We start from the raw sequence: 21,112 nt of genomic DNA on the forward strand, positions 1-21,112 counted from the left end.
TTAGCTAGAACGAGAATAGTTAAGTAATTTTTTTAGATCTTTTAATAACCCTTTTTGTACTAAACGGTTTTCTTGTGGCTCGACCTTAAAGGGATATTCAAGTACCACTAACCCCATATGATCAATTAAATATAAACTTGCAGGATTTAAACTCTGTTGTTCGGTAATAATTTTCCATGGTAGATTTTTATTGTCGGGGCTTCCCATTACAGCCATATCAACCTTGCCTTGGTTTTTACCAAGTGCCACATATAAGTTATTAAGTGCATTGAGTTGTTCGCTGCATGGGGTGTTACATTCGTTTGAATAATTAAGTGCGATAGTCCATTGTTTGGGATTATTTTGCGGCCAATTTTTAAGTTTTATTTCTTGGCTTAAAAACTCGCCATTATTAGTAATTGCAGTAGGCAACCAATCAAACTTTAATGCGCCATATGCCAAAATTAATGGGATAGCGCAGCAACCCACAAACAATAAAAGGGGATTATTTTTCATTATGTGTCCTTTTTTTACTCGCAAAAATAGCCACAACAGCACATGCAACAGCAATTAAAAACCATTGCAAGGCGTAGGCATTATGCTTTTGAGGGCTCATAACAACGGCCTCATAATGAGGTATTGCAATCTCATCACCAGTACCTTGTCTGTAAGCCATAAAATTAATTAATGATTGCTGGCTTTGGGTGCTCAGCATATTCAATTCGATAGATTGGATTCTTGTAGGTAAGTCGTTATTTGTAGTTTTATCTTCAAGCGTAAAGCTACTTAGGTTATTTTCTTTTATTTGCGCTTTAAGAATAAAAACACCTGTAGGCAGAGTAACCTTTGGCAGTGTATCTCTAGATATAGGCGCTTTTACCCATCCTAAATTAACTAAAATCACTTTTTCTTCGCTATCTGGCTTTAGTAAAGCAAGTAGGTCGTACCCTACTTGTCCGTTATAAACTTGATTATCTAAAAGCCAATATTGGTTTTGTACAAACCGCCCTTTTAACTCAACCAATACACCAGTTTTGTTCCAGCTATCAGGCAAGTTAAGTAATTGAGACCAGCTCATCACACCACGAGTCTGTTGCTTAGCTATGGCGGTTAGCTGTTGCTGCTTTTGCTCACCTCGCTCCAACTGCCAAAACCCTAATCGCACACACACAAGTACAACAACCACAACCATACAAAGTGTGATTAGTGAGCTAAGCTTTTGTTTGTGCCATAAAACTAACTGCATAAAGGGTCAACTCAGTGATTATTAAAATTATTATCGTACTGTTGTTAATATTTATACTTTTTAACTTATTTAGAGCATTGTTTATTATGGTGTCAGGGAAAACAGGGGGACGACCTATGTCTCACTTTTTAGGTCGTCGCGTATTGTTTTCGATCGTTGTTTTAGTTGTTGTTATTGCAGCGCTTAAACTTGGTTTTATTAAAGCAAATAATTCGCCAATAAACGCTACAGCACATATACAAATACAAACAAACACAGCCACACCACATCAACAAAGTGCCAATACCAAGCAGCTGCTTGAAAAGCAAAGTGCTTATCTTTAGTAAAGTGCCCTTTTAATATCCGTAAAAATATTACAAATAAAAGTACGGTTCCTAGCGTTACATGCATGCCATGAAAACCAGTCAATAAAAAGAACGTATTACCGTAAATACCCGCATCTAGCGTTAGATTAAGGTCATTATATGCATGCATGTACTCCTCAACTTGCAGCCCTAAAAAGCAAACGCCCAATAAAATAGTAGCGCCTAAAAAAACCTTAAGTGGAGTGCGTTTATTGTTTTCCATCGCTACGTGGGCAAAATGTAAAGTAACTGAGGAGGTAAGCAGTATTAAGGTATTTATAAGTGGTAAGCCTTGCCAGCCCATAGCTTGAGTAGTTTCGCCAGCAGGTGTTGAAACAAGCGGCCAAACGGCTTCAAAAGTAGGCCATAATACCTCGTTAGTCATTGCATTATTGCCTGCACCTCCAAGCCAAGGTACCGACAATACGCGTGCATAAAAAAGCGCACCAAAAAAGGCCATAAAAAACATAACTTCAGAAAAAATAAACCAGCTCATACCTTGTCTAAAAGAGCGATCCATTTGTGCTGAGTACAAACCTTGGTCCGATTCACTAATTACATTTTTAAACCAGCTAAACAGCATATACACAAGCACAGCAATACCGGCATAAAGCAGATAAACCCCGCTACCACCTTCTTTACCTACACTCATAACAGTCAAGCCTGCCCCTACTGCAATAAAAAACAATGCAACAGCACCTACAATAGGCCACGGGCTTTGCTCTGGTACGTAATAATGCTCAGATTCTTGATTCATTTTATTTACTCCTAGTTTCACACTAGTTTAAAAAGCTAGTTATTACTTGCCACCAGCTGTTCACTAATATCAAATACGGTATAAGATAAAGTTAATTCTTCAATGTCGCTTGGCAGTGCGGTATCAACATAAAAAAGCAATTTAAATTCAAGCTCTTCCCCTGCTTTTAGAGGTTGCTGATCAAAGCAAAAACAAGCTATTTTATGTAAATACTTTGCCGCTTTACCTGGCGAGACTGATGGTACAGCCTGCATTACTTTATCCAGATTGCTATTATTTTTAGCACTAAACATTACTTCACGCATTGCACCGGGTTTTACCACTACACTGTATTCTTTTGATTTAACTTCAAACGGTGCACCACTTTGTGCGTGAGTAGTAAAGCTAACGCCAACTTCTCGGTTTTGTACTATTTGTGTACTTTGCTCTGCTTGCTCAAGCGAAGGCTTCCCATTAAGCCCTGTTACATCACAAAACACGTCATATAATGGTACTAAAGCAAAGGCAAAGGCAAACATGCCTATGCAAATAAGTACCAAACGTTTGAGTAGCGGTGCGTGTGTCATTACTTAATAACCGGCGGCGTAGAAAAAGTATGATATGGCGCTGGAGAGTCAACTTCCCACTCAAGGCCTTCTGCCCCTTCCCATACTTTTGCAGGCACTTTATCACCGCCACGCGCGCATTTAATTACCACAGCTACAAACAACAATTGCGATAAGCCAAAGGCAAACCCACCAATACTTATGATTGCGTTAAAGTCGGCAAATTGAAGAGCGTAATCGGGAATTCGACGCGGCATACCGGCAAGCCCCACAAAATGCATAGGAAAAAACAGTACGTTCACACTCACCAGCGATAGCCAAAAATGCCATTTAGCTAACGTGATATTAAACATGTTGCCTGTCCATTTGGGCAGCCAGTAATAAGCCCCTGCCATTATCGAAAATACAGCCCCTGTTACTAATACATAATGAAAATGCGCCACTACAAAATAAGTATCGTGATATTGAAAATCAGCAGGTGTAATTGCCAGCATCAATCCCGAAAAACCACCCAAGGTAAACAGCACAATAAACGCAATACTAAAAAGCATTGGCACCTCAAAAGTTATTGAGCCTTTCCACATTGTGGCAACCCAATTAAATACTTTTACTCCAGTAGGTACCGATATAAGCATGGTCGCGTACATAAAAAACAACTCGCCAGCGACCGGCATCCCAGTGGTAAACATATGATGAGCCCAAACAATAAAGCTCAATAGTGCTATAGAGGATGTGGCGTATACCATTGAGGCATAGCCAAAAAGTTTTTTACGAGAAAAGGTAGGTACTATTGTAGATATAATGCCAAAGGCAGGAAGAATCATTATGTATACTTCAGGGTGACCAAAAAACCAAAAAATGTGTTGGAACATCACCGGGTCGCCACCGCCTGCAGCATCAAAAAAGCTGGTAGCAAAGTACTTATCGGTAAGCACCATAGTTACCGCTCCTGCAAGTACAGGCATTACCGCTATTAATAAAAAGGCAGTAATTAACCACGTCCATACAAATAAGGGCAACTTCATCCATGTCATGCCGGGGGCACGTAAGTTCACTATGGTCACAATCACATTGATTGCGCCCATTATTGAGCTAATCCCCATAATATGTACGGCAAATACAAACAATGCAGTATTGTCATTACTGTATGTTGTGGACAGTGGTGCATAAAAAGTCCAACCAAATGCAGGACCCCCACCAGGCATAAATAACGATGCCAATAGGATTAAAAACGCAAACGGTAAAATCCAAAAGCTCCAGTTATTCATTCTTGGCAATGCCATATCTGGCGCGCCAATCATGAGTGGTATCATCCAGTTAGCAAGGCCTGTAAAGGCTGGCATAACCGCACCAAACACCATAATTAAACCATGCACTGTGGTCATTTGATTAAAAAAGTGAGGGTCGACCAACTGTAAACCTGGTTGAAATAATTCAGCTCTGATCACCATGGCCATTCCACCACCAATTAAGAACATGGTCAGCGAAAAAATTAAATATAAACTACCTATATCTTTATGATTAGTTGTGTAAAGCCAGCGTTTAAAACCTTTAGCTGGGTGATGAGCATGATGAGCTTCATTGGCGTTAGGTTGTTCTACTATGCTACTCATTAGTTCGCCTCCACTTTGGCATCAAGAGCTGCCTGTATTTGACTCGGTTGAATAACATCACCCGTATCATTACCCCACGCATTACGTTTATAAGTAATAACCGCAGCTAATTGCTTTATAGATAACTGTTTGGCAAATGCTTGCATTGCCGTACCGGGTCGTCCATGGATAACTACATCAATGTGATCTTTTATATCGCCAAGCACTATCGGGCTGCCTTTAAGTGCAGGAAATACACCCGGTAACCCCATGCCCGTAGGCTGATGGCACGCTGCACAATTAGCCATATATACTTGTTCGCCTAAAGTCATTAACTCTTCTTTTGGGAGGGTTTTATCAAGTAATGCGGCATCTGCTAATGCTGCTTTTTGTTTAGCCTGCTTTGCATCTGCAAGCCATGTTTTAAAATCAGCTTCAGATTTAGCGACCACCACAACGGGCATAAAGCCATGGTCTTTACCACACAACTCAGCACATTGGCCTCGGTAAGTACCTTCTTCGTTTATGTTCGTCCATGTTTCATTTATAAAGCCGGGGTTCGCATCTTTTTTAACTGCAAAATCAGGTACCCACCAAGAGTGAATAACATCATCAGAAGTCATTAAAAATCGTACTTTTTGATTTATTGGCAGTACAAGAGGCTTATCAACCTCAAGTAAGTAGTTAGGGTTTTTATCTGCAAGATTCGCTATTTCATCTTGCGGGGTAGATAAAATAGAGTAGAACTCTACATCTTCGCCCATATATTCATAATGCCATTTCCATTGCGAACCCGTAATTTTAATAGTGAGATCAGCTTTGCTGGCATCTTCCATTGCAATAAGGGTTTTAGTGGCTGGTACTGCCATAGCAATTAAAATAACAAACGGAATTGCAGTCCAAAGTATTTCTACTTTAGTGCTTTCGTGAAATTGGGCAGGTACAGCCCCTTTAGATTTACGGTGATGAATAAGTGCCCAAAACATAATTGCGAACACTATCACCCCAATCACACAACATATTATAAATATGGTCATGTGCAGCTGATATACATTATTGCTTATATCGGTTACGCCTTTGCGCATATTGTATTGGCTGTTAGCCAAAACTGGGTGCGAAAAAACACATAATATAAGCCACAAGGTAGAGGTCAGTTTACCCATGTGACGGCTCCTTTGATGCTATTGCGAATGCAAAGCGAAGAGGCATACGGCTTAAACGCCAATTCGTTATTTTTATTTTTTTAGCCAATCTTATTTAATATTGATTGGTTTTGCTGCGCCAACAACGAGTTTGTGTATATTGTGTGTTCTCAAAACTAAAAAGCTGTGAGTTATTATTAGCTCAGCACATTAACAATTAGCTAAAAAACGAACAACAAGCAAGTTTTAGTATAAAAAACAATCAGGTGATATTGAATAATTAATAAAAAATCGGTAATCAACTGGGCAACAGGAAGTTCAAAATATGAGCAAAACAAAGGGGTTTAACGCATTCGGAGGGGGAAAATATAAGTGCAAAAAAGTTTACAGCTTAAATAGTCAGTGGGCTGTTTACGCCCTATTTTTTAGTACAAATTTTAAAACAAAAATGCGTACTAATTAGTACGCATTTATAAAGCTGCTTGTTTAAAAGCTATTTTTAAAGTCACATCCAATCAGCGTTTCTTATAACGCCAACGGCTAAGCCTTCAATATTAAAAGACTCATTCTCAAGATCTACTTCAATAGAGTCAAAATCGTCGTTTTCAGCATGAAGTAATACTTTACGACCCGCTTTCTCAAGACGTTTTACAGTTACGTCTTCGTCTAGGCGAGCAACAACAACTTGTCCATTTTCAGCGGTTTGAGTACGATGTACAGCAAGTAAATCACCATCCATAATACCAATATCTTTCATGCTCATACCGTTAACGCGTAGTAAAAAATCTGCAGCCGGTTTAAACATTAATGGATCGATTTTGCAGTGACTTTCAACGTGCTCTTGCGCCAAAATAGGTGAACCAGCAGCAACACGCCCTATAAGCGGTAAACCTAATTGTTCTGGCTCTTCTTCTTCAATTAATTGAATACCACGGCTTGCACCTGGTTTCATCTTAATTACGCCTTTTTTAGCAAGTGCTTTTAAATGTTCTTCAGCAGCATTGGCACTTTTAAAACCTAATGTTTGCGCTATTTCAGCACGTGTAGGAGGCATACCAGTGTCTTTAATAAAAACTTTAATTAGTTCGAGTATTTGAGCTTGGCGGTTCGTTAATGGTCGCATACAACTGGTTTTCCATACAGTACATTTAACTGTGAGTATATACAGTTAAATAAAAATCGCAAATTTAAATTAAGCCTTAAAATAGCTAAAGTAATTTCACTTGTGTACATTTTAGGGATATAACTAAAGCTAAGTTTATAAATGATTAAAAATGCAAAGGAGACATTATGAGTATTTGGTACCAGCCCATCACCTTAGAGCTGTGCAAGCAGTTAGAACAAGGCATTAATGGCCAAGGAACATTAATGAAAACTATGGGGATAGAAGTCACAGAAATTGGCGATGATTATTTGGTTGCCACAATGCCGGCAATTCCTGAGCATCATAACCCAATGGGCATGGTTCACGGCGGTGCTAACGTTGTACTTGCCGAAACAGTTGCCAGCTATGCCGCTAACTTTGTTGTCGATTTTACTAAATTTTACTGTGTAGGGCAGGAAATTAGCGCAAGTCATTTAAAAGCATCTCGCAACGGCACTTTAACAGCAACGGCAAGAGCGTTTCATATTGGCAAACGTAGTTCAGTATGGGAAATAAAAATTACAAATAGCCGCAATGAGCTGTGCTGCGTATCAAAAATGACCGCAGCAGTCGTAGAGCGAAGATAGTTACTTTTCGATTGGGTAAATGGTAATTTCCATACCCGCACCAATCGCAGATATACGCAATAATGTATCTGCATCTAAGGCTTGATTAAAGCACTTAGGAGAAGTCCCTGATTCAAAACCAATATCAAACGTTCTACGTGAACAGCTTAACCATTGCTTTAGCGCATTACGCGAACACGATTCAATAAGCTCACATATATGGTTTATGGCTTTATCAGGTGTGCTCACCTCACCTGTAGCTTCAATACGCGCTAGTTGACGGTATTCGTCTTTGTCATAATGTAAAATCGTCGCGACTTTTTTCAAGTCCGCCACTAGCAAACTAATATCTTGCTTTGATTCAAGCTCAAGATCTACATTTAAAAATTGAATTTCCGACATCGTTTCGTATTTATCCTCTAATAATTTCATTGCAAACTTTAACGCAGTTTTACCGTTATACCAAATCAACTATGCTCTATTAACCACTTTATATGGATATTTCGCAGCTTTTAAGTATTTTTTAGCATTTAAAGCTAGCTGGATATCAAATATTCAGCTCAATTAAACAGATAAGTCATGTTAGGAATTTAAGTGTAATCTTTTTTATTTTTAAATGATTACAGTAAGCTATAGTTTAAACTGCGACAAAATGTCGCAGTAACTTATCCTATTAATGTAATAAACTAGCCTCTAAAAATAATAAGACTAAAACATGAATAAAAAAATATTTAAGCATGCTCGCAAGTTACATAAATGGTTAGGTTATTTATTAGCACTACAAATTTTAGCATGGTTACTAGGTGGTTTAATTATGAGTGCAATCCCTCTTGATAAAGTTCATGGGGAGCATCTTGCTACACGTACTCTCAATAATCCATTTACGCAGGCTGATTATATTGCTTCCCTTGACGATATTGCCTCTCAGGTGGTTAATCCAACACAAATAATTTTTGAGAACTTCTTAACTACACCACTTATTACTGTCTTTAGTAATAACGAGCAGCAAAGCTTCAATGGCATAACAGGCCGACCATTTGAACCGCCAACTAAAATACAAATTACCGCAAATGCTAAAGCACACTTACTTATTGATGCTCAAGTAACAAGCGCTGTACTACTAAAGCAAGGTACGCGAGAAGTTGGATATAAAACCAATGTTTGGCAGGTACAATTTGACGACACATTTAACACAACACTGTACTTGTCAGAAAATAACGGCAAAGTTGTCACCGTTCGCAGCACGCTATGGCGAATATTCGACTTTTTTTGGATGTTACATATTATGGATTACGATGAGCGAGAGGATTTTAATAATCCGCTGCTTATTAGTTTTGCAGCAACCAGCGTACTTTTTTGTTTAAGTGGAATATTATTACTTATACAAAATATACGACTAAAACGATTTATCCGAATTAAAAATAAGAATAAATCAAAGTAGTCATATTGGTTTTTGAGAGCTAGCGCCCACTTATCAAAGAGTAAATAAGCCTAGGGCTTATTTTATTCCAAGTGCTTAAATCGACTCAAATGTCGCTTTAACATTTCGTTTTCGAAAATCAACTCATCACGCTCATCCAGCAATTGTAAAACTAAAGCTATTGCCGACCAATCTAACGAAAAGTCATGCTGGATACGGGCCGCTTTTTTAACTAAGGTCACTGCAGATACCGTAAATTGCCACTGCGTAACATGCTCCCCCTCAATTGGAACCGCAATATTATGCTCAACTAGCTCATATAAAATTGCTTCGCTAATATCACTGCTCAAACATAGCTCTTTGCTAGTAAGTAAATCGTCTTTTTGTGTCACGATAATTTGCATTATGGCTTGCTCCAGTTATTACGGGGATCAAAGTGAGCTTTTTCGGCTAATTCTTCCCACAGTTTTTTACTGGTATCATCAACAGATGTTGGATTAACAATTTTAAGCACAGCAAATAAGTCACCTTTAGCTTTTTTACTCATTAATCCCTTACCTTTAATACGCAAGCGTTGACCAGACTGACTATTAGAAGGAATAGTTAATTGGATATTACCTGTCAACGTAGGTAAATTTAGCTTTGTACCAAGAGCCGCTTCCCATGGTGCAAGAGGGACAACTATATTTAGGTTATGACCCTCAACATCAAATAATGGGTGAGGCACTAAACTAATTTGTAAATACAAGTCGCCATTTTGCCCATTCGCTGACCCTAACCCGCCTTGCCCTTTTAGTCGAATTCGCTCGCCATTTACTGAGCCTGCAGGAATTTTCACTTTAAGTGATTTTTTAATTTCAGTAACACGGCCACTGCTGTCTCGCTGCGGTAACATAAACTCAACAGGCTTCACGGTATCAACTAAAGTCTCTTCAAGAAAAATTAGGAACTCTATTTCCACATCTTGTCCTTTTTGCGCGCGAGCGGCGTTACTTCTGCTTTGCCCAGAACGATCGAATCCACCAGCCCCGCCAAACATTGAATTAATAAAGTCAGAAAACTCTTGGTCGGTTTGAGGATCGCTTTGCTGGTAATTACTTTGCGAAGAGGCATTGTTACCACCATAATGGCCTTGCTGTTGACGAGCACGATTTTGTTGGTGACGACGTAACTCGTCGTATTTTACACGTTCTTCTTTGTTATGAATGACTTCGTAAGCTTCTGCTATTTCTTTAAACTTATCTTCTGCTTGAGACTCTTTGCTTACATCTGGGTGATATTTTCTGGCTAACTTTTTATAAGCTACTTTAACCGCTTTATCATCTGCATCAGGCGATATTCCAAGCACTGCATAATAATCAACAAATTTCATTTGCAATCCAAATCCTCATATTGAGTAAGCTTTAAGCATACTCCTTAACGGGTAACCTTGTGTGGTTAAAATACGATAAATAGTGAGAAATAAATGAATAGTGAAAATAACTTTGAGTAAAAAATTAATCAGGCACTTTTTAGTAATATAAGCGTAGGCCTTAAGTTAACTTTATCTTTTATCTTCAAGGCTTTAAACTGCCTATTCCTGTAGTTCACATTTGTGATGGATATGACTCGATTTATTCTGGCCTTATTGGCTTGTTGTGTGTGCGCTTCGGTATCAGCCGAACAATTTACCCGTTTTTCAACGGCTAAAAGACATTTAATTAAAACCCTACCTGACAACGCCAAAAGCATTTACTGCGGTTGCGACATTAAAAAAGAAGGCAAAAAACTCGTTCCTGATCCGTCTAACTGTGGTTACATTCCTCGAAATACCCTTACACGCTCAGGCAAAGTAAATGTGCGAGCACTACGCATTGAGTGGGAGCACATTGTTCCGGCGTGGGAATTTGGTCACCAGCTACAATGCTGGCAAGATGGCGGGCGTAAAAACTGCCGTAAAGTAAGTGCTAAATTTAGAAAAATGGAAGCTGATATAAATAACTTAGCGCCAGCTATTGGCGAAATTAATGCCGATCGCTCTAATTATCGTTTTGGTATGCTTAGCGAAAACGCCACACAATATGGTCGTTGCGAAGTAAAAGTAAACTTTAAGCAACGTGTAGTTGAACCGCCTGTTTATGCACGAAAACGTATAGCTGACACCTACGCTTACATGCAAAAAACATACGGTTTAAAAATCTCTGATAAACAGCAAAAGTTATTTAATGCATGGCAAAAGCAAGCATTCGCAGATACAAGTAGTGCGAGTAAGCTCTAAGCTTTAACACTCATTTACATAAATCAAAGTTATAAATGTTGAATAAACGAGCGAGTGTTGTAATATTTTAAACAACTTATTTACAAAAAAGCCCTTACCTATGTTTAAAAATAATAAAACCTCGCTTGCCATTTTCACTGCATTTGCGGGCTTTGCTTTGACCGGTTGTGGCGGCGGTGGTAGCGGCATCGACTCAGCCCCTGTAGTTACAACACCTGTTAGTAGCAGTCCAACATGGACTGCGGGTGTATTTGAACCCTCTAACGATTTAAAAAACTTTTGCGAAACCCCGCGTACGGGTAACGATCCCTTTAATAACAACGAGCCTTACCCAGATCAAGCCGGTTCTGCCCTTTACGAAAAACTCTGGCTTCGCTCTTGGAGCGACGAAACCTACCTTTGGTATGATGAGATTGCCGATAACGATCCTGAAAGCTTTGCCACAGTAGCCGATTATTTTGCCCAATTAAAAACAGAGCAGCTTACCGACTCAGGGGCAAAAAAAGATAACTTTCATTTTTCAGAACCTACTGAAGATTACTTTCAAGAAGCGCAATCGGGCGTTACTTCTGGTTACGGTATAAATTGGGCGTTTATTGGCGATACAGCCGACCGTATTTTACGCGTCGCTTATCTTGAAGATGATTCACCTGCAAGCCAAATAGGCTTTCAACGTGGTGATACTGTACTTTCAGTTGACGGTGTTAGCATTAATACCAATACACAGTCGGGTGTAGATACGCTTAACGAAGGCTTATTTAGTCCTACTAACGGCGACTCACATACTATTGTTGTACGCAGTAACGATGGCGCCGAAAAAACATTTAATGTAACCGCTGGCAATATTGAACAAACACCGGTTCAAAATGTTAAAACGATTACAACCGCAAATGGTTCAAGCGTGGGTTACATGCAATTTAATAGTCATATAAGCATTGCCCAAGAAGGGCTTATTGATGCAGTAAATAAGTTTAAAACCGATGGTATTGATGAGCTTGTAATCGACTTTAGATATAACGGTGGTGGTTTATTAGCACTGTCGGCACAATTGGCTTATATGGTTGCCGGTAATGCCAACGTTAACAACCGCTTTTATTATCAAACTCAACAAAACGATAAACAACCCGTTGATTCGCCTTTTCCATTTATTGATGAAGAAATAGATTACTCTACTTTTTTTAGCACAGGTGAAAACCTACCTGATTTAAACTTATCGAAGGTTTATGTATTAAGCACATCAGGCACCTGTTCGGCATCAGAAGCTTTTATTAATGGTTTAAAAGGTATAGACGCAGAAGTTATTTTAATTGGCGATACAACCTGCGGTAAGCCCTATGGCTTTACCCCAACTCATAACTGCGCAACAACCTATTACACTATTCAATTTAGTGGGGTAAATAGCAAAGGATTTGGCGAATACGCTGCGGGTTTTACACCAACCCCTACGCCACAATTTGATGCTGATGTTCAAGGTTGTGAAATTGAGGACGACTTTGATCATCAGTTAGGCGACAGTGACGAGGCCGTTTTAGCCACCGCATTGTTTCATGTTGAAAATGGCAGTTGCCCAATTAGAACGGCTGCTGCAAAAGCAGAGCCAGCTAATTTTTCAAGCTCTCGTGAATCTCTCATTCCTTTAAATATGCCTGAGCAATTTACCCAGCGTAATATGGACTTAACTTGGCCAACACTGAGTGAGGAAAGGTAATGGCTAAATTATTACTCCCATTAGCTACCTTATTCGCTTTGGGAGGATGCCAAAGTGTAAATAGTGAGCCCGCTAAACCCGCTATATTAACGAGCGTTAATCCCAGCGTTATTGCAACACTACAACAGGCAATTCAACAAGCTAAGGGAGGCGCATTAGTAACACTTGCCGATTCCGTATTTACTAAACGTAGCGAACTGCTAATTGATCATGCAATGAGTAAAGGGTCTGATGGCAGAGTAATTATGGGCGCGCATAATATAAAATCTGAGAAGTTTATTTTGCAACTACGTAATAACCAATGCGAGCTTTACTATCCTAAAAAAGAGCTTACTACAGTACTTGAAGGTGTGACCTGTAAAGAGTTATAAGGCACTTTAAAGTTTATAAAAAAGGCGTGCAGCATATCGCTGCACGCCTTTTTCTATTTTAAAGCGTTATTACAAGTCTTCATGCGGACCAAACACTTCATAATGAATCTGCTCGTTTTTAACACCTAGTTCAAGTAACTGGTTTTTTATAAATGCCATAAAACCGGCAGGACCACATAAGTAAAAGTCGCCATTACTTAATGGTAGCTGTGCTTGTACTGCATTTAGGTTCATTAACCCAGTAAAGTCAGCGCCCTCTGCCGCTTGGTTAAACCACGTTATTGTTTTCAAGCGGTTATTCTGTGCTGTTAGATCATATAAATATTTTGAAAACGAGTGCTGCTGATTATTTTCGCAGGCATGTAAATACATAATCTCTTGATTAGAGTTGTCACTTAATAACGTTTCAAGCATAGCCAGCATTGGTGTTTGCCCAACACCTGCTGAAATGAGTACCGCTGGGTTTGTGTTATTGCGTAAAAAGAAGTCTCCTGCCGGCGGGTATAACTCAACAATAGTGCCTTGCTCTAATGAGTGTAAATAATTAGACACCATACCAGGCTTTGGCTGTAGCTCTTTTTTAACACTAATACGGTAGCTTTTAGCGTTACTTTTTTGCGAAATAGAATACTGGCGAATTTCTTCATATTCAGCGCCCTCTGGCTTAACTTTAATACCTAAATACTGTCCTGGTTTATGTGTAATAACAGCTTCGCCATCAACTGGCGTAAGTGTAAAGCTTGTTACTAGTTCTGATTCAGCCTGTTTGTTGGTTATTTTAAATTGGCGAGTTCCCGCCCAACCACCGTGTTTATTTTTACTGTGCTCATACAAAGCAGCTTCTTCGGTTATACAGATATCAGCAAGTACGCCGTAAGCTTCGCGCCAAGCGTATTCAACATCGGGAGTAAATTGCTCAGGAAGAAGCTCTTTAAGCGTACCAATTAAGTGTGCACCTACAATAGGGTAATGCTCAGGTAAAATATTCAAGCTTGTATGCTTATGATTAATACGTGTTAGCGCTTCTTTTAATACAACTAAATTATCAATATTTTGTGCATACGCAGCCAATGCATTAAAAAGTGCAAATTGCTGACGACCTGTATCTTGGTTCGCCATATTAAAAATATTTTTAAGCTCAGGATTATGACTAAATAAACGCTTATAAAAATGATTGGTAACAACCGTACCCGCCTGCGCTAATAACGGAACAGTACTTTTTACGATCTCAATGGTTTTATCAGATAACATATGTGTTTTCCTATAGGTAAACTAACCACGGCGCCCATCAACACGACGCCGCGTTAATATAGGTGTGCAGTGAATTAAAAATAATGAAAAAGCCACTAACCACAGCAAAGCACTTATTTGCCAAGCAAGGTGAGGCCTAATAACAAAAGGGAGTAATGAGCGAGTAATAGCGGCTACTAACACAAGTGCAAAAGCAACAGCCATGTAATGAGGAATAGCGAGTGTACGCCCTGTATGACCATGCGATACACGCGTCATCATTGCTAAAATCATCATACCTATTGTGCCAATAGTGATTAAGTGCAGCGCATCTTTAAATTGCATTGCACTGCTATAAAAGCTAAATGCAACCATCATTAACCCTACGCCTAACGCTAAGTAGGAAAAATGTAAAGACCATAACAACGGCACTCTCAATACCTTGCTATCCCACCAACAACCAGCCCTAAGCAGGTGAAGCGCAGCAACAGTTGCAACAACTAACGCAGGATTAATCGTGTTCAAAAACAACTTGTTGATGAAAAATAAAGTGATAGCCACAATAGATAAATACATCACCGCTTTATCTATTTTAGGAGTGCGAACCTGTGCGGCTAAACCTAGACCTTTAGCGGTAAAAAATGGTAAAACGCGGCCCGCAACAATGCCAACTAGTAAAGTAATTACCAGTACTGCGGTATCAACCACACCAAGTGCAAGCTGCATGTTTTGTTGTAAAACAAGTATTAAATACAATACATTGAGCCCACAAAGCACAGCTAAAATAGCTAAAAACGGATAGTTACTTTTGCTATTGGCTTTTAATAACATATTAGCCAACGCGGTTATGGCGCCTAGCCACCAAATAACTTGTAATGTAAGTGCAGCATATAAATTAAAATGAGTAATATCTGGCAGTGCTACAAAAAATGCTAAGCGCGCTGCAAGCCATATAAACGTAAGCCACATAAGGGCTTTGCCACTTATGCTCGGCACGCCTGTCCACGTTTGTGCTGCGGTAAGTAAAAAGCCAACAGCTATAACTCCTGCAAAGCCAAACAGCATTTCGTGCGCGTGCCATAATGTCGCAGGTATCGATAAGTGCCAACTTGTATGGCCTGTTAAAATAAGTAGCCAATACCCCACTGACAAAAATGCCAATAAGCCACCGCCTAAAAAGAAAGGCCTAAAAGCTAGCATCCATAACGGCCATTGAGATACTTGATGAATAGCAACGCGTGCTGGCATTGGCTCAGTTAAGTTAATAGGGCGCATTATCGTACCTCCTGCCCTAAACCATGTTGTGCAACACAGCGCAGTACGTAACTTACTTTTAAAATAGCAGCAATAACAATAGTCCCAATATGAGCTGATACTTGCACCGCCATGGAAAAGTACTCAGCAAACGGGTAGCTAATTAAAATACTTGCCGTAATACACACTAAACTCACAGCCAATGCAGTATTGGCAGCAAATAATACGGTTTTGTACAGTGAACTAAACTGTGTTTGATTATTTAGATTATTCAGCATTAGTGTGTTCATAGCGATCTCTGTAACTAACTACGTTACTTAGCTATTACACATACTGTGCCAACAAATTTAATTAATTAAATTCAATAAGTTAAATTAAATCACTTTACAGTATGAGTCTTTATGACCTACTATAAATTAACTCATAAAAACATAAATAGGTCATTTTGACGTGAACCAGCAATTCAACCTTACACAAGTTGCTCTAGAGCTTGCTCAAAGTACACTACACGAGCATAGCTTTGATCAATTACTAGCAACGGTTGAGCGGGTTATTCCTAGTGATGCAAGTGCGTTATTAGTGCTTCAGGGCGAACAATTAAAACCCCTGGCAATTAAAGGATTAATGCCCGACAGTTTAGGCAGACGATTTAAAATAGTAGAACACCCTCGCCTAGAAGCTATTTGCAAAAGCACACTCGCGCTGCAATTTGCGCACGACTGCCCACTACCCGATCCATACGACGGATTGCTATTAGCTAAAACCGGCGACATACCGGTACATGCATGTTTAGGTTTACCTCTTTATGATAAAAACGCGCTACTTGGCGTACTTACGTTTGATAGCCTTAACGCCAATGCATTTAACAGCATAAACGCTGATACACTCAATACCTTACAAACGCTGTGTAGCGCGCACTTTAAAACGGCCTTAGAACTTGCCCATTACAAACAGCATGCACAGCACTCAAGTGCATTAGTACAAGAACTAAATCGTGAAGCATTAACACGGGACGGCGGTGAAATTATTGGCCAAAGTCCGCTAATGCAAACACTTAAAAGCGACATTAAACTCGTTGCAGCATCTAACTTTAGCGTGCTTATATTAGGTGAAACAGGGGTAGGGAAAGAGCTTGTTGCGCGTAATATTCACTTAAATTCAGCTCGCAAAGATCAACCGCTTATCCACTTAAATTGCGCCTCACTTCCCGAAAGCCTTGCTGAAAGTGAATTTTTTGGTCATGCGAAAGGGGCTTTTACAGGCGCACAAAATTCGCGCCAAGGTAAATTTCAATTAGCTGATGGCGGCACGTTATTTTTAGATGAAATTGGCGAACTGCCCCTGGCCATGCAAAGTAAACTATTACGAGTGCTACAAAGTGGCGAAATACAAACGGTAGGAGAAGACACGCCAAAGTACGTAGATGTACGCGTCGTTGCTGCAACCAACAGAAATTTAAAAGAAGAAGTAGCTCAAGGTCGCTTTAGAGCCGATTTATACCATCGCCTCAGTGTCTACCCTATTACTGTGCCACCACTTAGTAAACGCGAGCACGACATAACACTCTTAGCTGGTTATTTTATTGAGCAAACAGCCCGTAAATTAGGGATAAAACAATTAAAACTAAGCCCCGAAGCGCAAGCATTGCTTAATCAGTACAACTGGCCAGGTAACGTTCGCGAGCTTGAACATGTCATTAGCCGCAGCGCCCTAAAAGCAAAACAAAGCCAATGGCAAAATCCAATAATAACCATTACAAGCGAGCACTGTGATTTAACACCGAGTGCGCTGCAACCCCCTATAGCAGAGAGCCAAAGTACAACCAACGCCTTAATCAACCAACCTTTAAAACAAGCTGTAGAATCGTTGCAATACAATGTAATTACTGAGCAATTAAAGATGCATAACTACAACTGGTCAGCAGCAGCAAGAGTACTTGAATTAGATAGAGCTAACTTAGTACGCTTGGCTAAACGCCTAGGGATAGAAGTAAAAAAAACACTATAATCATTTAAAAAACAACTAAAATGCTGCTAAAGCTATTGATTAGCAGCTAACTTACTAAAATGTGTTTTTAGCAACCCTGCAAAAGCTTGCACTTTAGCAGTGCGATGCACTAAGTGATGCGTGACTAACCATACATCGGTAGGCCAGCTTAACTCACTGTGTAATATAGGTACTAAATCAGAATATTGCGCCGCTACGTCATGTTGTAATCCGCCAATGCCTAGCCCTTTAATGATTGCACGAGTCGCTTCTGCAGTTTCAGATACTCGCAGCTTTATTTGCGATGCAGGAATGTGCTCATCAGCCCATGCAAAATAAGGCACGCGGGCATTAAAACCTGCCACGCCCGATACAAAGTTATGTTGTTGTAAATCAATTAATAATTTAGGCATACCGTATTTATTAATGTAACGTTTATTAGCGTATAAACCCGATGAAAGCTGCGCCAAATGCTGAGCAATATAATCGCCTTCATCAGGTCTTGGGCCTGCACGCACTGCAATATGTGCTTGTCCGTGATCGAGCCTTAGCCTTTTTTGTTCTAAAATAACCTCAAGCTGCACTTGTGGATGTAGCGCCTGAAATTGCTCACATACATCACCAAGGACATCCATGAAGCCACTTACCGTCGTTAGCAACAAACTACCTCTAAGGGTGCTATCGGCCGCTACTATATCGTTATGTAACTGCTCTAAGGAGCTATGGATTGTTTGTGCTGTTGCAAATAACTTGGTGCCAATTTCAGTAACCTTGTAGCCACGAGCATGGCGATGAAAAAGCCGTGCATTTAAGTTTTTTTCAAGATTATTAATTCGCCTAAGCACTGTGCTGTGGTGCACATTAAGCTCCTCGGCCGCTGCTGTTAGCGTGCCTAACCGTGCCACTTCAAACGCAACTTTAACGTCTTGCCAATCTTCAAATTTTATCGCCATGCTGCCTACCTTTTACTTATGTGCATATACGCACACAAGTGTTGCGTTTATTAGGGTTTTCTACAAGTGAAATTTTGCTACATTAGTCATGTAACTTAAAACATTAAAAGGCCACTACCATGTCAGCACCAAAAATTATCGCCCTAGCTGGAAGCCTTCGCCAAGAAAGCTTTAATCAAAAAATTATTAATGAGGCAGCACGTTTTGCTCTACAAACAGGTGCTGAAGTAGAAGTAATAAAACTAAATGAATTAAACATCCCACTATTTAACGAAGATATTGAAGCGCAAGGTACACCAAGCGATGTACAGCTTTTAAAAGACAAGCTACGTACAGCCGACGGTATTTTACTAGCAAGCCCAGAGTACAACGGCTCTATTACCGCAGCGCTAAAAAATGCGATTGATTGGGCATCGCGCACAGAGCAAGGTGCTGTTCCTGCTTTTCGTAATAAAGTGGTTGCTTTGTTTGCAGCATCGCCTGGTGGGCTTGGCGGCTTACGCGGTTTAAATCATGTGCGTGATATATTAAGCGGCATTGGATCGTTAGTACTTGCCGATCAACTTGCAGTACCCGCTGTGCACACATTGTTTAATGAAAATGGGCAAATAAATGAACCTGTAACGGCTGAAAAAGTATCAGCCCTCGCTCATCAGTTAGTAAGCGTTGCAAGTAAGTTAAAATAACTTGTACGCACGCCTACTTACTTTGTCGCCGCGAGTTTTGCGGCGATAAAATCGGTATGCGTTACATATAAAAGCCCTGCTACTTTACGTATTACGTAGTCTTCTTGGGGATCTATTTCTCCATCGGCATACGCTAAGCGCCATAATAACTCTATTATTTCTATTCGCTGCGCCGCGCTGCAATGCTCATTAATCTGTTTTGAAAACTGAAAGTAATCTATCGAATCATCTAAGCTGCTTGCCGCGTTATTAGTAAGCTCATTAACCTCAGTGTCTGTTAAATTAAAGTACTTTTTTAAGGTTACAGTCAGGGTTCGTTGTTCATCATGTTCAAGCTTGGTATCTGCGCGCATAACTTCAATTAATAATGCAGCAACCGCTGTTTTTAAATCGTGCTCTTGCATACTTGGCTGCTGTTCATCGAATACAGCAAAAAGTTGTTTTATTTGTTTGAACATCACACTTTCCCTTTTTGGGTGTTAGACTAATACGTAAAGAAATCGACCTTATTACTCTTGTTAATGGGTATAAAGTTCGCAAATTAAAGGATACATTTTATGAAAGGAATAAACACACCACGCTTATTTATAGGCGCTACGCTGGTGGCCCTTTCGGGTGCAAATACTGCACTTGCTGAAAAAGTCGAAACCGAGAAGCTCTACGACTTTGATAACAAAGTACATTATTACCAAACACAAATTGGCGAAGACAACTATAAAATAGAAATCCAGTCAGACGATTACAAACACTTTACCAATCAAAGTGTATTTTTGTTACGTCATGCTGACCGTCTATGCCGCGGCAATACCTTTATGTTGAAAGTACTTGAAGGCGTGCAAGAGTACGAACGCTTTCCAACAAAACCACGTGCTTACCAACCAGATTTAAGTGTTTTACTCCAATGCGAAACGAAAGAAGATACAAGTAAGGGTAAGTAATCTTAGTCTTTATAACCCCAAGGTGCTGATGGTGGAATAATCGGTTTAGTTAAATCAAAATCCACCTTAAACTCACGTCCTTGACGAATTAATCGATAAGTAAATACTTCTGGGTAAATATACATTTGCCATGTATTACCTACAGACTGCGCAAGACCTTGTTTTACAAATAACTCTTTAGAGTATTGGTCTGCTGGAAACGACTGCATTTGCGCAAACCCTGCATCAAGCGTATGGCCACCATACATAGTTGATGCGTCGTCTGTTCCATTTTTATGACGATGATCGTGCTTTAAACTCAAGCCGCTACCCGTTTTAGTTATGATCCATGTACGTGATGCATCGCCTCCTACATGAAACGGTACTTGTAACTCAGTCTCACTACATTTACGTACATGCATAACCAGTTTTTTATCTGTAAATGGGCTTGGGCCTTTCGCGTTATCTACCGCTACTTCACCTTCAAAAGCTTTACCGCAATGCGCTGCAATACTATTAAAAAAGGCATCATGAGTAGGAATAGACACTAACGGTGCAGGGCGTGCAAAGACTGTCGATGAAGCAAGTAATAAAGTTACTGCAGTTAATAATTTCATATATTTCTCGTTATAGTTATTTTAAAACACCTGTAATAGTACAGTTTTCTTAAGTACTTTATTAGAAGTATCTATATAAAAATGAGAACAGGACAACTAGATAAAATTTTATGTAATGATTAACGACTAAATATCTCTGCACTCATTAACAATCCTACTTTTATAAATATTAATTACACACTCCTAGATGTGATTTTAACGTCGGGAGTCGCTAAGCTCACCCGACCTACATGATGGGTGTTGGTATGAGTGTGTGTTAACTGCGCACATTTTACTTTTCTGCAGATGTAAAAAAGCCCGACTATTTCTAGTCGGGCTCTCTACGATTTGAAGTCGGTGCGCTACGCAGTAGGATGTCGTAGTGCCCACAGCGGTAGAAAGTCGCAGTGAAATGCTAC

General features: G+C 39.7%; 25 protein-coding genes. 9 read left to right on the forward strand and 16 right to left on the reverse strand.

Annotated features, from left to right (window positions below):
- Positions 1 to 495 (reverse strand): hypothetical protein, encoded by a 495-nt coding sequence (locus tag H5122_RS17365; protein ID WP_024595087.1) that lies wholly within the window; start codon positions 493 to 495, stop codon positions 1 to 3.
- Positions 485 to 1,225 (reverse strand): SURF1 family protein, encoded by a 741-nt coding sequence (locus H5122_RS17370; protein ID WP_182682736.1) that lies wholly within the window; start codon positions 1,223 to 1,225, stop codon positions 485 to 487. The genes H5122_RS17365 and H5122_RS17370 overlap by 11 nt, the downstream gene beginning before the upstream one ends.
- 14 nt (positions 1,226 to 1,239) lie before the next feature.
- Between H5122_RS17370 and H5122_RS20300 the strand changes: the two genes are divergently transcribed.
- A complete protein-coding gene (locus H5122_RS20300) occupies positions 1,240 to 1,548 on the forward strand; it encodes a DUF2909 family protein (RefSeq protein ID WP_165744785.1) in 309 nt (102 codons plus the stop codon).
- Here the strand turns inward: H5122_RS20300 and H5122_RS17380 are convergent.
- The 5 genes from H5122_RS17380 to lexA all read right to left on the reverse strand — a co-directional run bounded on the left by H5122_RS17380 (position 1,451) and on the right by lexA (position 6,728).
- A complete protein-coding gene (locus H5122_RS17380) occupies positions 1,451 to 2,326 on the reverse strand; it encodes a cytochrome c oxidase subunit 3 (protein ID WP_182672559.1) in 876 nt (291 codons plus the stop codon). The genes H5122_RS20300 and H5122_RS17380 overlap by 98 nt on opposite strands.
- Positions 2,327 to 2,361: 35 nt before the next feature.
- Positions 2,362 to 2,892, reverse strand: a complete 531-nt coding sequence (locus H5122_RS17385; RefSeq protein WP_002959612.1) for a cytochrome c oxidase assembly protein — start codon at positions 2,890 to 2,892, stop codon at positions 2,362 to 2,364.
- A complete protein-coding gene (gene ctaD / locus H5122_RS17390) occupies positions 2,892 to 4,484 on the reverse strand; it encodes a cytochrome c oxidase subunit I (RefSeq protein ID WP_007584944.1) in 1,593 nt (530 codons plus the stop codon). The genes H5122_RS17385 and ctaD overlap by 1 nt, the downstream gene beginning before the upstream one ends.
- Positions 4,484 to 5,626, reverse strand: a complete 1,143-nt coding sequence (gene coxB / locus H5122_RS17395; protein ID WP_024594300.1) for a cytochrome c oxidase subunit II — start codon at positions 5,624 to 5,626, stop codon at positions 4,484 to 4,486. Before coxB ends, ctaD begins: the two co-directional genes overlap by 1 nt.
- 484 nt (positions 5,627 to 6,110) lie before the next feature.
- On the reverse strand, positions 6,111 to 6,728 hold the full coding sequence (lexA, locus tag H5122_RS17400; RefSeq protein ID WP_182682737.1) for a transcriptional repressor LexA: 618 nt from the start codon (positions 6,726 to 6,728) through the stop codon (positions 6,111 to 6,113).
- 167 nt (positions 6,729 to 6,895) lie between these two features.
- Here lexA and H5122_RS17405 point away from each other — a divergent pair, with 167 nt between their 5' ends.
- Complete coding sequence (locus H5122_RS17405) at positions 6,896 to 7,336, forward strand: PaaI family thioesterase (RefSeq protein WP_149603343.1); 441 nt, start codon at positions 6,896 to 6,898, stop codon at positions 7,334 to 7,336.
- Here the strand turns inward: H5122_RS17405 and H5122_RS17410 are convergent, their stop codons facing one another.
- A complete protein-coding gene (locus H5122_RS17410) occupies positions 7,337 to 7,717 on the reverse strand; it encodes a hypothetical protein (protein ID WP_024595094.1) in 381 nt (126 codons plus the stop codon).
- A gap of 313 nt (positions 7,718 to 8,030) precedes the next feature.
- Between H5122_RS17410 and H5122_RS17415 the strand changes: the two genes are divergently transcribed.
- Positions 8,031 to 8,756 carry a hypothetical protein gene (locus H5122_RS17415; RefSeq protein WP_182682738.1) on the forward strand — a complete coding sequence of 242 codons (726 nt, stop codon included), beginning with the start codon at positions 8,031 to 8,033 and terminating at the stop codon, positions 8,754 to 8,756.
- A gap of 62 nt (positions 8,757 to 8,818) precedes the next feature.
- Here H5122_RS17415 and H5122_RS17420 read toward each other — a convergent pair whose 3' ends face one another.
- Together H5122_RS17420 and H5122_RS17425 are read right to left on the reverse strand one after the other, a co-directional pair.
- A complete protein-coding gene (locus H5122_RS17420; protein WP_002959626.1) occupies positions 8,819 to 9,139 on the reverse strand; it encodes a chaperone modulator CbpM in 321 nt (106 codons plus the stop codon).
- A complete protein-coding gene (locus tag H5122_RS17425; protein ID WP_182682739.1) occupies positions 9,139 to 10,107 on the reverse strand; it encodes a DnaJ C-terminal domain-containing protein in 969 nt (322 codons plus the stop codon). Before H5122_RS17425 ends, H5122_RS17420 begins: the two co-directional genes overlap by 1 nt.
- 231 nt (positions 10,108 to 10,338) lie before the next feature.
- Between H5122_RS17425 and H5122_RS17430 the strand changes: the two genes are divergently transcribed.
- The 3 genes from H5122_RS17430 to H5122_RS17440 all read left to right on the forward strand — a co-directional run bounded on the left by H5122_RS17430 (position 10,339) and on the right by H5122_RS17440 (position 13,071).
- Positions 10,339 to 10,992, forward strand: coding sequence for an endonuclease (locus H5122_RS17430; protein WP_029753119.1), 654 nt, complete (start codon positions 10,339 to 10,341; stop codon positions 10,990 to 10,992).
- Between the two features lie 100 nt (positions 10,993 to 11,092).
- Positions 11,093 to 12,700: a S41 family peptidase gene (locus tag H5122_RS17435; protein ID WP_182682740.1), complete on the forward strand. Its 1,608-nt coding sequence runs from the start codon at positions 11,093 to 11,095 to the stop codon at positions 12,698 to 12,700.
- On the forward strand, positions 12,700 to 13,071 hold the full coding sequence (locus H5122_RS17440) for a hypothetical protein (RefSeq protein ID WP_182682741.1): 372 nt from the start codon (positions 12,700 to 12,702) through the stop codon (positions 13,069 to 13,071). Before H5122_RS17435 ends, H5122_RS17440 begins: the two co-directional genes overlap by 1 nt.
- Positions 13,072 to 13,140: 69 nt before the next feature.
- Here H5122_RS17440 and hmpA read toward each other — a convergent pair whose 3' ends face one another.
- From hmpA to H5122_RS17455, 3 genes are read right to left on the reverse strand one after another with little or no spacing between them, the layout of a single operon-like run.
- On the reverse strand, positions 13,141 to 14,322 hold the full coding sequence (gene hmpA / locus H5122_RS17445; RefSeq protein ID WP_182682742.1) for an NO-inducible flavohemoprotein: 1,182 nt from the start codon (positions 14,320 to 14,322) through the stop codon (positions 13,141 to 13,143).
- Between the two features lie 21 nt (positions 14,323 to 14,343).
- On the reverse strand, positions 14,344 to 15,576 hold the full coding sequence (locus H5122_RS17450) for an NnrS family protein (protein WP_182682743.1): 1,233 nt from the start codon (positions 15,574 to 15,576) through the stop codon (positions 14,344 to 14,346).
- A complete protein-coding gene (locus tag H5122_RS17455) occupies positions 15,576 to 15,845 on the reverse strand; it encodes a hypothetical protein (RefSeq protein WP_033030275.1) in 270 nt (89 codons plus the stop codon). Before H5122_RS17455 ends, H5122_RS17450 begins: the two co-directional genes overlap by 1 nt.
- A gap of 160 nt (positions 15,846 to 16,005) precedes the next feature.
- On the opposite strand from H5122_RS17455, the gene norR reads away from it, so the two are divergent.
- Positions 16,006 to 17,562, forward strand: coding sequence for a nitric oxide reductase transcriptional regulator NorR (norR, locus tag H5122_RS17460; protein ID WP_182682744.1), 1,557 nt, complete (start codon positions 16,006 to 16,008; stop codon positions 17,560 to 17,562).
- Positions 17,563 to 17,594: 32 nt separating this feature from the next.
- On the opposite strand, the gene H5122_RS17465 is transcribed toward norR, so the two are convergent.
- Positions 17,595 to 18,494, reverse strand: a complete 900-nt coding sequence (locus H5122_RS17465) for a LysR family transcriptional regulator (RefSeq protein ID WP_182682745.1) — start codon at positions 18,492 to 18,494, stop codon at positions 17,595 to 17,597.
- Between the two features lie 119 nt (positions 18,495 to 18,613).
- Between H5122_RS17465 and H5122_RS17470 the strand changes: the two genes are divergently transcribed.
- Positions 18,614 to 19,180, forward strand: a complete 567-nt coding sequence (locus H5122_RS17470) for an NADPH-dependent FMN reductase (protein WP_024605004.1) — start codon at positions 18,614 to 18,616, stop codon at positions 19,178 to 19,180.
- 17 nt (positions 19,181 to 19,197) lie between these two features.
- Here H5122_RS17470 and H5122_RS17475 read toward each other — a convergent pair whose 3' ends face one another.
- Complete coding sequence (locus tag H5122_RS17475; protein WP_182682746.1) at positions 19,198 to 19,638, reverse strand: TerB family tellurite resistance protein; 441 nt, start codon at positions 19,636 to 19,638, stop codon at positions 19,198 to 19,200.
- Between the two features lie 99 nt (positions 19,639 to 19,737).
- Here H5122_RS17475 and H5122_RS17480 point away from each other — a divergent pair, with 99 nt between their 5' ends.
- Complete coding sequence (locus H5122_RS17480) at positions 19,738 to 20,118, forward strand: hypothetical protein (RefSeq protein WP_182682747.1); 381 nt, start codon at positions 19,738 to 19,740, stop codon at positions 20,116 to 20,118.
- A gap of 2 nt (positions 20,119 to 20,120) precedes the next feature.
- On the opposite strand, the gene H5122_RS17485 is transcribed toward H5122_RS17480, so the two are convergent.
- Entirely contained in the window at positions 20,121 to 20,714 is a 594-nt protein-coding gene (locus H5122_RS17485; protein WP_182682748.1) for a hypothetical protein, read from the reverse strand.
- Positions 20,715 to 21,112 lie beyond the last annotated feature (398 nt).

Source organism: Pseudoalteromonas sp. SG43-8 (assembly GCF_014164245.1).
Lineage (GTDB): Bacteria > Pseudomonadota > Gammaproteobacteria > Enterobacterales > Alteromonadaceae > Pseudoalteromonas > Pseudoalteromonas distincta.